Source organism: Nonomuraea turkmeniaca (genome assembly GCF_005889735.1).
Lineage (GTDB): Bacteria > Actinomycetota > Actinomycetes > Streptosporangiales > Streptosporangiaceae > Nonomuraea > Nonomuraea turkmeniaca.
In genome coordinates this window covers 1-12236 of the sequence record NZ_VCKY01000057.1, presented here as the reverse complement: position 1 = coordinate 12236, position 12236 = coordinate 1, and the positions used below count along the sequence as shown (strand labels likewise).

At 69.1% G+C, this 12236-nt stretch carries 7 protein-coding genes; all 7 read left to right on the top strand.

Annotated features, from left to right (window positions below):
- The first annotated feature begins 9 nt into the window (after positions 1-9).
- Positions 10-813, top strand: a complete 804-nt coding sequence (locus ETD86_RS18675; protein WP_138667436.1) for an alpha/beta fold hydrolase — start codon at positions 10-12, stop codon at positions 811-813.
- 223 nt (positions 814-1036) lie between these two features.
- Complete coding sequence (locus ETD86_RS18670) at positions 1037-2191, top strand: peptidoglycan-binding protein (protein WP_138667435.1); 1155 nt, start codon at positions 1037-1039, stop codon at positions 2189-2191.
- Positions 2188-2904, top strand: coding sequence for an ABC transporter ATP-binding protein (locus tag ETD86_RS18665; protein WP_138667434.1), 717 nt, complete (start codon positions 2188-2190; stop codon positions 2902-2904). The genes ETD86_RS18670 and ETD86_RS18665 overlap by 4 nt, the downstream gene beginning before the upstream one ends.
- A gap of 64 nt (positions 2905-2968) precedes the next feature.
- Entirely contained in the window at positions 2969-4162 is a 1194-nt protein-coding gene (locus ETD86_RS18660; protein WP_138667433.1) for an ABC transporter permease, read from the top strand.
- A gap of 135 nt (positions 4163-4297) precedes the next feature.
- Positions 4298-5011, top strand: a complete 714-nt coding sequence (locus ETD86_RS18655) for an ABC transporter ATP-binding protein (RefSeq protein ID WP_246147987.1) — start codon at positions 4298-4300, stop codon at positions 5009-5011.
- Positions 4996-7308, top strand: coding sequence for an FtsX-like permease family protein (locus ETD86_RS18650; RefSeq protein WP_138667431.1), 2313 nt, complete (start codon positions 4996-4998; stop codon positions 7306-7308). The genes ETD86_RS18655 and ETD86_RS18650 overlap by 16 nt, the downstream gene beginning before the upstream one ends.
- A 238-nt stretch (positions 7309-7546) precedes the next feature.
- Positions 7547-12236 (top strand): non-ribosomal peptide synthetase (locus ETD86_RS18645; protein ID WP_170223144.1); only part of this gene is annotated, 4690 nt, incomplete at its 3' end.

Here is a 12236-nt window from a genome sequence, read left to right as displayed (position 1 = left end):
GCGCGAGGGATGCCGTACCTGCAGACGAACGGGATCCGGCTGGCTTATCAGCGGTCGGGTCGGGGGAAGACCGTCCTGCTCATCATGGGCTCCGGAGCCTCCAGCCATCAGTGGGACATGTACCAGACGCCGGCGCTGAAGGAGGCCGGCTATGAGACGGTGACCTTCGACAACCGCGGCATCCCGCCGTCGGACGCTCCGCCGGGCAAGTACACGCTGGCGGACATGGTGGCCGACACCAAAGGGCTGATCGAGGCCCTGGACCTGGCGCCGTGCCGGCTCCTCGGCACCTCACTGGGTGCCATGGTCGCGCAGGAGCTGGCGAGCAGCGACCCGCACCTGGTGCACGCGGCGGTGCTCATGGCCACCAGGGCCCGATCGGACGCGTTCCGCCGGGCCCAGTCGGACCGGGACCGGGTCCTGCGGGAGAGCGGCCTCCGGCTGCCGCCGAAGTTCCGGGCTGTCGATTCGGTCCTGCGCATGCTCTCCCCCCGGACGCTCAACGACGACGACGCGGTGGCCTCCTGGCTGGAGATCTTCGAGCTGAGCGGCAGCGGCGCTCCCATCGGCGCCGGGCAGGAATGGATCGACACGGACCAGGATCGCCGAGCGGAGCTGGCCAAGATCGCCGTCCCTTGCCGGGTCATCGCCTTCCAGGACGATGTGGTCACCCCGCCGCACCTGGGCGCGGAAGTCGCGGACGTCATTCCGGACTGCGATCTCGTGGAGATCCCCGGCTGCGGGCACCTCGGACATCTGGAGCGCCCCGACACGGTCAATCAGGCGATCGTGGAGTTCTTCGACAAGGTATGACGTGGCTGCGCATCCAGTCGCGTTCGTTAATCCCTCGCCGACCCAGGTCGGCGGGGGATTACGCGTCTCTGGCCACTGGCGCACACATGCCCTTATCGCCACGAATGCCGCCATAAATCGGGTGATAAGGCGGGGGTTAAGAGTTGTGGTCACCGTGGGGAAACCGGTCGCCAGCCAAGCTGATCACCATGAAGTCGTTTCGCAATCGTTCGGCGGGAGGCCGATGATGCTGGATTCCGAGATTGAGGCACCCGTGGGGCGGGAGTCGTCAGATACTCCCGCCGGCACTCCCCGGAGGCGTCGCCGCCGGGGCCGGGTGCTGCTCGGCGCGACTGCTGTCCTGGCGGTCGCCGTGGCCGGCGGGGTGTACGTCCTGCAGAACGGTCAGAGCAAGCCGCCACCGGCCCCCCCGGCGTTGCCGACCGCCCCGGTGATCCGCACCGACATGGTCAACGTCCGGAACATGGACGGCACCCTGGGCTATGACGGCAGCTACACAGTGCTGGCCGGGGGCTCCGGGCGGATCACCTGGGTGCCGGACGCCGGCGATGTGATCACGCGGGGCGAGCGGGTGTACGAGGTGAACGGCCACCGTGTCCCGCTGTTCTACGGGTCGGCGCCGCTCTGGCGGGACCTGCGCCAGGGCGTCACCAAGGGCCGCGACGTCCTGGAACTGGAGCGGAACCTGAAAGCGCTCGGCTACGCCAAGGGCCTCGACATGACCGTGGACCGCACGTTCACCTGGACGACCGCGCGGGCCATCAGGAAGTGGCAGGCCGACATGAACGTCACCAGGACCGGCGTCATGAAGATGGACGACGTGGTGATGCAGTCGGGCGCGATCCGGGTGACCGACGTCAAGGCCGTACCCGGCGCGAACGCCGGCGGCACCGTCCTGACCGCCAGCGGGACCGAGCGCATTGTCACGGTGGCCCTGCCGGTCAGCGAGCAGACCATCGCCAGGAAGGGCGGCAAGGTGCGGATCGTGCTGCCCGGGGGCAAGACCGCGACCGGTCGCGTCTCCTCGGTCGGCAAGGTGGCGACCGCCGGCACCACCACCGCTCAGTCGCAGACCGGACAGGGCACCGAGACCGCGACCATCCCGGTCTACATCTCTCTCGACAAGAAGCGCAGCGCGGGCGGCCTGGACACCGCCCCGGTCACCGTCGGGTTCGCCGGCACCGCGCACAAGGACGTGCTGGCCGTGCCGGTCAACGCGCTGCTGGCCGCCGCCGACGGAAGCTATTCGGTGAACGTGGTGAACGCGGCGGGGGCGGTCAGTTCGGTGCCGGTCAAGCTGGGCATCTTCGACGGCGACAACGTCGAGGTGACCGGCGACCTGACCGAGGGCATGAAGGTCCAGGTGCCCCGATCATGACCCTCAGGAGTGTCAACGCCCCGGCCGAGCCCCCGGTCGTCGCGGTGGAGAACGCCACCAAGGTCTACGCCGGCGCGGTCCCCGCGTTGCGCCAGGTGTCGCTGGCCATCGAGCCCGGCGAGCTGGTGGCGATCGTAGGACCATCCGGGTCGGGCAAATCCACCCTGCTGCATCTGATGGGGACGCTGGACAAGCCCACCACGGGCCGCGTACTCATCCGGGGCCACGATGCGGCCAAGCTGCCGGACCGGCGGCTGGCCGCGGTGCGGGCCAGCTGGATCGGTTTCGTCTTCCAGCAGTTCTTCCTCACCCCTCACCTGACGGCCCTGGACAATGTCGCGACAGGGCTGCTGTATCACGGGGTCTCGCCGCGGCAGCGCCGCAGGCACGCCCGGGCCGCGCTGGAGCGGGTGGGCCTCGGGCACCGCCTGCATCACCGGCCGCACGAGATGTCGGGGGGCGAGAAGCAGCGGGTGGCGATCGCCCGCGCGGTGGTGGGCAACCAGCCGCTGCTGCTGGCCGACGAGCCGACCGGCAACCTGGACTCGGTCGCCGGCGCCGGCGTGCTCGAACTGCTCCACGAGCTGAACCGGGACGGCACCGCGGTCGTGGTCATCACCCACGACATGGAGGTGGCCGCGGCACTGCCGCGGCGGATGGAGATCCGGGACGGCCGGATCCACGCCGACTCCGGAGCCCTGGCGGCGAAATGAGTCCATGCTCCCGGACTCCTCGGCCACATCAATCGTGTCCCCGCAGAGGAAAAGGACAGCTGGCATGATCCCTCTTCCGGAACCGGCCCGGCTTCGCTCCGGTGATCTGGCAGTGGTCGGCGTGGACGGGCTGCGCGGCCGGCCGCTGCGGGCGGTACTGTCCGCGCTGGGCATCGCCATCGGCGTCGCCGCGATGGTCGGGCTGGTCGGCATCAGCACCATCAGCCAGGCGGGACTGCTGGCGGAGATCCAGAAACTGGGCACCAACCTGCTCACCGTCGCGCCCGGGACGACGCTGCTCGGCAAGGACTCGCGCCTGCCCAGCACGGCGGAAGGCATGGTCGCCCGGATCCCCGGGGTGACGGGGGTGTCGGCGGTCGGCTCGGTGCCGAACGCCTCCGTCCGTCGCACCGACAAGGTGCCGGCGGCCACGACCAACGGCATCTCGGTGCAGGCCGCCCGGACCAACCTGCTGGGCGCGTTGAGCGGCACCGTACGCTCCGGCACGTTCCTCAACGCCGCCACCAGCCGTTACCCGGTCGTGGTGCTCGGCTCCATCACCGCCACCCGGCTGGGCATCGACCGCGCCGGCGGGCACGTCTACATCGCCGGCCGGTGGTTCCAGGTCATCGGCGTTCTCAACAGGCTGCCGCTCGCCCCCGAGATCGATCGCTCCGCCCTGATCGGCTGGTCGTACGCCGCCCAGCTCGGTTTCGACGGGTACGCCACCACGCTGTACGAGCGATCCACCAACGAGACCGTGCTTTCGGTGCGCGCCGTGCTGAGTGGAACCGTCAATCCGGAACATCCCGAGGAGGTGCAGGTCAGCCGGCCATCAGACGCGCTCACCGCGGAGGCCGCGGCCAACACCGCGTTCAACGCGCTGTTCTTCGGGCTGGGGGCGGTCGCGCTGCTGGCCGGCGGCGTCGGGATCGCCAACATCATGGTGATCTCAGTGCTGGAACGCCGCCAGGAGATCGGGCTGCGACGCGCCCTCGGCGCCACGCGCGGGCAGATCCGGCTGCAGTTCCTCACCGAGTCGGTCGTCCTGTCAGTGCTCGGCGGAGCCGCCGGCGTGCTCATCGGGCTGGTCGTCTGCTTCGGCTTCGCCACCTACCGGGGATGGCCGCTCGCACTGCCCGTACAGGCCATCAGCGGCGGTGTGCTGGCGACCGTGGCGATCGGCGTCATCGCGGGCCTCTACCCCGCCCGCCGCGCCGCTCGGCTCACCCCCACCGAAGCCCTCGCCACCGTCTGATCAGACGATCATCGAGTAGACGTCCGGGGTGGCCCTGAACGCGGGCGCGGGTTCGGGCCACCCCGGCGCCATGTAGGAGAACGGTTAACGATGGCGCTCACCCCGGCGGAACCTTCCGGCGGCCACCATGAGAGTGTGAAGACACCTGAGGCAGCGGTCGTACAGCTCGATTCGGTACGCAAGGAATTCGGCGGCATCACCGCGCTGGACGGGGTGAGCCTGGAGATTCGGCCCGGTGAGGCCGTCGCGGTGATGGGCCCCTCGGGCAGCGGGAAGTCGACGCTGCTCAACATGATCGCGGGCCTGGACCGGCCGTCCTCCGGCTCGGTGGTGGTGAACGGCGAGAACATCACCAGGATGGGCGAGGCGGCGCTGGCCCGGTTCCGCCGCCACCACATCGGGATGGTCTTTCAGTTCTTCAACCTGCTCGACGATCTGCCGGCGCTGGAGAACGTGGCGCTGGCCGGCCGGCTGGTCGGCGTCCCGGCGCGCAAGGCGCGGGCCCGGGCCACGGAGCTGCTGGATGAGCTCGGCCTGGCCGACCGGCGTGACGCGTACCCGGCGGTGCTGAGCGGCGGCGAACGGCAGCGGGTGGGCGTGGCCAGGGCCTTGATGAACCGGCCGGCGCTGCTCCTGGCCGACGAGCCGACCGGCGCCTTGGACAGCAGGACCGGCGAGCAGGTCATCGACCTGCTGCTCGACCTTAACCGGATGGGACAGACGCTGTTGCTGGTCACCCACGACCAGCATCTGGCCACCCGGTGCGCCACCCGGTTGGTCGACTTCATGGACGGCCGGGTCGTACGGGAGGCCGCACTGGAAAGGCACGAGCCGTGGATCGCCCGCTGAGCGCGGTCTGGGCGGCCGCGCAGGGCGGCGTGCGGCGGCGGAAGTTGCAGACGGTCGGCATCGCCGTCGTGGTCGCGCTGTCCACGGCCACACTCGTGTTCGGGCTCGGCCTGCTCGCCGCCTCGAACTCCATGTTCGACGACGCCTTCGAAGAGGCCCGCGGAGCGCACGCGACGGTCTTCTTCGACTCCACCAAGACGACCACCGGCGAGGTCGCGGCGACCGCGCAGGCGGCCGGCGTCACCGCCGCCGCGGGGCCGTTCCAGACGGCGGCGCTCACGGAGGCGCTCGTGTCCGGCGAGATGCCGATCAGAGGCGGTGACCTCGTGGTGGCCGGTCGGGCCGGCTCCGGCGGCCCGATGGACCGGCTGACCGTCACCTCGGGGCGGTGGGTCCGCGCACCCGGTGAGATCGTGCTCCGGGGCAGTGCCTTCGGCCCGGTGAGACTGGGCGCCACCTTGACCTCGCCGGGGCACCCGCCGCTCACCATCGTGGGCTTCGCCACCTCGATCACGGACGGGGCGAACGGCTGGGTGACGCCCGGCCAGATCGGCGCCCTCCGGCCGACGGGGCTGCAGATGCTGTACAGGTTCGCCCGCGCCGCCGACTCGCCCCAGGTTCGGCAGAGCCTGTCGGCGGCGACCGCCGGGTTGCCGGTGCTGTCCTATGACTCCTACCTGACCGCCGAGCAGGAGTTCGAGCGGGAGTTCAACGAGCTGATCCCGTTCATCACCGTCTTCGGGGTGTTCGCGATGGCCTTGTCGGTGTTCATCATCGGCAACGTGGTCAGCGGTGCGGTGATCGCGGGATTCCGGCACATCGGCGTCATGAAGGCGCTCGGCTTCACACCGGCACAAGTGTCAGCCGTGTACATCGTGATGAGCGTCGTTCCAGCGCTGCTCGGGTGCGCGGCGGGCCTGGCCGCCGGCCACCTGCTCGCCACCGGCGTCGCCGAGAGCATGGCCGCCGGCTTCGAACTGCCGTCAGTCGGGGGACCCAGTCTCCTGCTGGACGCGGTGGGGGGCGGAGGTGTCATCGCCCTGGTGGTGCTGGCCGCCTTGGTGCCCGCCCTGCGGGCCGGCCGGTTACCGGCGGCACGGGCGATCAGCGCCGGGACCGTGTCCGGCCGGGGCCGCGGCCGGCGGGTGCAGAGGTGGCTGGCCCGCACCGGGCTGCCCGCTCCGGTCGCCCTGGGATTGAGCCTGCCCGTCGGCCGGCCCGCCAGGACGGTGCTCACGTTCGCCGGACTCTGCGTGGGTGTGACCGCGGTGACCATGGGGTTCGGCCTGTACCGGAGTGTCATGGAGAACGCCACCGCGGACCCCGAGGGACACACCTCCGTCAGCGTGCGCGTCGACCCGGCCGCCGACGGGCGGGCGCGCCTGTCCGAGCAGCAGGTCTTCGCGCTGCTGCGCGCCCAGCCGGGCACCGCCCACGTGATGTCGTACGACAACCAGCCCGTGACGATCCCCGGGCTGCCCTCAGGGTTCCAGATCGAGACATTCACCGGGGATTACGGCCCGTTCCTCGGCGACAACCTCGTCCGCGGACGCTGGTTCACCCGCCCCGGCGAGCTGGTGCCGTCGGAAGCCTTCCTCCGGCTCCATCACCTGGACGTCGGCGACACCGTCTCCCTGCAGCTGAACGGCGACCAGACCACGGTACGGATCGTGGGCTCGTTCGCGCATCAAGACCCCGGCAGACTCATGCTCGATGCCGCGAGCGTGAGCGGCCCTCCCCGCCCTATCGAGCGGAGGCCCATCTCGGTGATCGTGACACCGGGGACCGACCCGGCGGAGTACGCGGATCGCCTCAACGCCGCGGCCGCCTCGGATGGCGTCGTCGCCGGGGTCACCGTGCCGGAGACCGGACACGTCGCGGACGAGATGAGCATGTTCCTGTTGTTCTTGCTGATCATAACGACGACGGCGGCGTTCGGGGTGCTGAACAGCGTGGTGCTCAGCGCCCGGGAGCGCAGCCGGGACCTCGGCGTGCTCAAAGCCATCGGCATGAGCCCACGGCAGGTCATCCTCATGATGGTGACGTCGATGGCCGCTCTCGGCGTCCTCGGCGCCGTGATCGGGGTGCCGCTCGGGGTGCTGACCCATCACGGCGTCGCGGTGCTCGCCGGCGAGTTGCTCGGCAGCGGGACGCCCGCAGCCTGGATCTACGTCTACAGTTGGCCGCTGCTGGCGGTGCCGGCGGGCGCCGGATTGTTGATCGCCGTCCTCGGCGCCTGGCTGCCCGCCGGCTGGGCCGCCGCCACCCACACCGCCGGCGTGCTCCGCAGCGAGTAAGACTCGCCGATATATCACTGCGCGGCCGTATGTGAACAGGCATGCGGCCGCGGATTGTATTCAACTGCGGCTATTTCGCGGTTGAACAGCAACCGCTCACCCGATACCACCGCCGACCTTGTTCCGTGGCCGGAGATGCGTTGGAATGACGTGGTCGATCGGGCCGAAGCGTGGGCGCATTAAACAAGCGCGTCCGGCGACTCTTCTGCGTGGCGTTCGATGCCAAAGGAGCACATTGATGATCCCGTTGTCGTTCGCACAGCGCCGGTTGTGGTTCATGGCTCAGCTGGAGGAATCGAGCCTCACCTACAGCGGTGTCATCGCCCTGAAGCTCCGCGGTCCTTTGGACGTGGCGGCATTGGAAGCGGCATTTCGGGATGTCCTGACGCGGCACGAAGCGCTGCGCACCGTTTTCCCGGCCGTCAACGGCGAGCCCTACCAGCAGATCCTCGATCCTGAGGAGCTCGACTGGGAGTTGGCAGTGCGCCAGGCCGGGCCCGAGGAAGTCGCCGATGCGGTAATGCAGGCCCGGCAGCACGCGTTCGACCTTTCCACGGACGTGCCGATCCGCGCGTGGCTGTTCCAGATCGCGGCGGACGAGCACGTATTGATACTCGTCCTGCACCACATTGCCAGCGACGCGTGGTCCCATAGACCCCTTGGGCGGGATTTGTCAATGGCTTATGCGGCGCGGACCCGCGGGGCCGCTCCGGTGTGGGAGCCGCTGCCGGTGCAATATGCCGACTATGCCTTGTGGCAGCGGGAATTGCTGGGGGAAGAGTCCGACCCGGAGAGTCTCCTGTCCGTGCAGGTGGATTACTGGCGGCAAAAGCTCGCGGGAATTCCGGAAGAATTGGCGTTGCCGGTGGATCGGTCGCGTCCGGTGGAGGCGAGCCGTCGCGGGCATCGGGTGCCGGTGCGGGTGCCGGCTGAGGTGCATGAGCGGTTGGTGGGGTTGGCTCGGGCGGAGGGTGTGACTCCGTTCATGGTCCTGCAGGCTGCGTTGGCGGTGTTGTTGTCGCGGTTGGGGGCTGGTGTTGACATTCCGATGGGTGCGCCGGTGGCGGGGCGTACGGATGAGGCGCTGGATGATCTGGTCGGGTTCTTCGTCAATACGTTGGTGATCCGTACGGATCTGTCGGGGGATCCGGAGTTCCGGCAGGTGCTGGCCCGGGTCCGCCAGACAAGCCTGGAGGCCCTGTCACGGCAGGACGTGCCGTTCGAGCGGCTGGTGGAGGAGCTCGCCCCGGAACGATCGATGGCCCGTCACCCGCTGTTCCAGGTGATGCTCACCGTGCAGAACATCGAGCAGACAACGCTGGAGCTCCCGGGCGTGCAGGTCGAGGTCGACACGACGTCGACCGACGTGTCGGGCGCGTCGGTGGCGCGTTACGACCTGCATCTGACGATTGGAGAGGCGTTCGACGATCAGGGTCGTCCGGCGGGATTGCACGGGTGGATGAGCGGGGCGGTGGACCTGTTCGACGCCGGGTCGGTCGAGGCGATGGCCGAGCGGTGGGTGCGGGTGTTGGAGCAGGTGACGGCTGCTGCGGATGTTCGGTTGCATGCGGTGGAGGTGGTTGACGCTCATGAGCGTGAGCTGGTGGTCAGTCGGTGGAATGACACGGCGGCGGTGGTCGGTGCTGGGGTGGTGGAGTCGTTCGAGCGTCAGGTGGTCGTGACGCCGGATGCGGTTGCGGTGGTGGCTGGTGGTGTCGAGGTCTCTTATGCGGAGTTGGATGCTGCTGCTAATCGGTTGGCGGGTTATCTGCGTGGTGCTGGGGTGGGGGCGGAGTCGGTAGTTGGGTTGTGTCTGCCGTCCGGGGTGCAGATGATCACGGCGATTTTGGGTGTGTGGAAGGCGGGGGCTGCTTATCTGCCGATTGATGGGCGGTTGCCGGGTGAGCGGATCGCGTTCATGTTGGCCGATAGTGGGGCGCTGCTGGTGCTGGCCGACCGGGACATGGCCGGTCTGTTCGCAGGCGACGCGGGTGGCGTGCTGGCGGGGTCGTCGGTCGGGGTGCGGGTGGTGGTGCTGGATGAGCAGCTGGCGGCGGACTATCCCGGCACCTCGCTGGATGCGGTGGTGGATCCGGCTGGGGTGGCGTATGTGATTTACACGTCCGGGTCGACCGGGACGCCGAAGGGCGTGGCGGTCACGCACGGGTCGCTGGCCAACTACGTCGGTTCGGTGTCGGGTCGGTTGGGCTGGTCTGGGGCTGGGACGCGGTATGGGCTTCTGCAGCCGCAGGTGACCGACCTGGGCAACACGGTGGTGTTCATCAGCCTGGCCACCGGTGGTGTGCTGCATGTGCTGGATCCGGAAGCGGTGACCGATCCGGAGGCGGTGGCCGGCTATCTGGCCGAGCATCGCATCGATCATGTCAAGGCGGTCCCCTCGCACCTGGCCGCCCTCACCGCCGCGGCCGGGGTGGAGCGGATCCTGCCCGTCCGGTCGTTGGTGCTGGGTGGCGAGGCCGCGCCGGCGGCGTGGGTGGCTGATCTGGTGGTGGCGGCTGGGGATCGGCGGGTGTTCAACCATTACGGGCCGACCGAGGCGACTATCGGTATTGCCACCACCGAACTGTCGGCCGACACGCTGGCCGGTGGTGTGGTGCCGGTGGGCACGCCGATCGCTAACACCCGCTTGTATGTGCTGGATGAGGCGTTGAATCCGGTTCCGGCCGGGGTGGTGGGCGAGCTGTATGCCGCCGGGGCGTCGCTGGCCCGGGGGTATGTGGGTCGTCCCGGTCTGACGGGTGAGCGGTTCGTGGCGTGTCCGTTCGGGGGTTCGGGTGAGCGCATGTATCGGACCGGGGACCTGGCGAAGTGGACCGCCGATGGGCAGGTGGTGTTCGCCGGTCGTGCGGATGAGCAGGTGAAGATCCGTGGGTTCCGGGTCGAGCCGGGTGAGGTCGAGGCCGCGCTGCTGGCCCATCCCGAGGTCGCCCAGGCGGTGGTCGTCGCGCGTGAGGATGTTCCGGGGGACAAGCGTCTGGTCGGCTATGTGGTGTCGGCCAACGGTGGCATCGACTCCGGCGCGATCCGCGACTACCTGGCTGGGCAGGTGCCGGACTACATGGTGCCCTCAGCCGTCGTGACGCTGCCCGAATTACCGCTGACGGCCAACGGCAAACTCGATCGTAAGGCGTTGCCGGCGCCGGAGCAGGGTGCGGGCGTGAGCCGTGGGCCGGCCAGCGAGACCGAGACGGTCTTGTGTGAGGTGTTCGCGCAGGTGCTCGGCCTGGACTCGGTGGGGGTGGAGGACAGCTTCTTCGATCTGGGTGGGCATTCGCTGCTGGCGATCCGGTTGTTGTCGCGTATCCGTGCCCGGCTGGGTGCGGAGGTGAAGATCCGGATGTTGTTCGAGTCGCCGACGGTGGCGGGGTTGGCGGCACGCCTGGCCGGTCCGGAACAGGAGCAGGTCCGCTTGGCGTTGCGGGCGGTTGGGCGGCCGGAGCGGGTGCCGTTGTCGTTCGCGCAGCGCCGGTTGTGGTTCTTGGGCCAGTTGGAGGGGCCGAGTCCTACGTACAACATTCCGTTGGCGGTGCGGTTGACGGGTGAGTTGGATGTTGCGGTCTTGGGTGAGGCGTTGCGGGATGTGATTGGTCGTCATGAGTCGCTGCGGACGGTCTTTCCGGCGGTGGAGGGTGAGCCGTACCAGCGGATCCTCGGCCCGCGGGAGTTGGACTGGCAGCTGCAGGTGTGTCAGGTCCGGGCAGATGAGCTGGCCGAGGCGGTCAAGGAGGCCTCGCGGTATGCGTTCGACCTTTCGGTGGAGGTGCCGGTTCGGGCGTGGCTGTTTGAGTCGGTGGGTTCGGATGAGCGTGTGTTGGTGGTGGTGATTCATCACATTGCCACCGATGGCTGGTCTCATGCTCCGTTTGGCCGGGATGTGTCGGCGGCGTATGCGGCTCGTGTGCGGGGTGCGGCTCCGGTGTGGGAGCCGTTGGGGGTGCAGTACGCCGATTACGCGTTGTGGCAGCGGGAGTTGCTGGGGGAGGAGTCCGATTCGGGGAGTCTGCTGTCGGCGCAGGTGGAGTACTGGCGGCAGGCGTTGGCTGGTGCGCCGGAGGAGTTGGCGCTGCCGATGGATCGGCCGCGGCCGGCGGTGGCCAGTCATCGTGGGCATCGGGTGCCGTTGCGGGTGCCGGGCGAGGTGCACGAGCGGCTGGCGGAGCTGGCTCGCGTGGAGGGTGCGACGCCGTTCATGGTGCTTCAGGCTGCGCTCGCCGTGACTCTGTCGCGGCTGGGGGCCGGGACCGACGTTCCTATCGGTGCGGTGGTCGCGGGGCGTACCGATGAGGCGCTGAATGATCTGGTCGGGTTCTTCGTCAACAGCCTGGTGATCCGTACTGACCTGTCCGGGGATCCTGGCTTCCGGCAGGTGCTCGCCCGGGTCCGCGAAGCGAGCCTGGGGGCGCTGGCCAACCAGGACGTGCCGTTCGAGCGGCTGGTGGAGGAGTTGGCGCCGGAGCGGTCGATGGCTCGGCACCCGTTGTTCCAGGTGTCACTGAACGTGCAGAACACCGAGCACGGCGTCCTGGAGCTTCCCGGCGTGCACACGGAGCCGCTGGACGGCGTCGCGGACGTGGTGCGGTTCGACCTCGAAGTGCACCTGCGGGAGACGTTCGACGAGCAGGGGCGCCCGGTCGGGATGCACGGGTCGATGAACATGTCGCTGGACCTGTTCGACGTCTCGTCAATCGAAGTGATGGCCCGGCGGTTCGAGCGGGTGCTGGAAGGCGTGACCGGGGATCCGGATGTCGCTTTGCATGCGGTGGATGTGCTGGAGCCGCAGGAGCGCGAGTTGGTGGTTCGTGGGTGGAATGAGCCGTTTTTGGGTGGGGTGGATGGGACGGTTGTGGGGTTGTTTGAGGAGCGGGTGGCGGTGGCTCCGGGTGCGGTGGCGGTGGTGTGTGAGGGGG

Bases quoted from the DNA above. Each gene is read 5' to 3' on its own strand.
- ETD86_RS18675 (WP_138667436.1), top strand. From the start codon at position 10: ATGCCGTACCTGCAGACGAACGGGATCCGGCTGGCTTATCAGCGGTCG.
- ETD86_RS18670 (WP_138667435.1), top strand. From the start codon at position 1,037: ATGATGCTGGATTCCGAGATTGAGGCACCCGTGGGGCGGGAGTCGTCA.
- ETD86_RS18665 (WP_138667434.1), top strand. From the start codon at position 2,188: ATGACCCTCAGGAGTGTCAACGCCCCGGCCGAGCCCCCGGTCGTCGCG.
- ETD86_RS18660 (WP_138667433.1), top strand. From the start codon at position 2,969: ATGATCCCTCTTCCGGAACCGGCCCGGCTTCGCTCCGGTGATCTGGCA.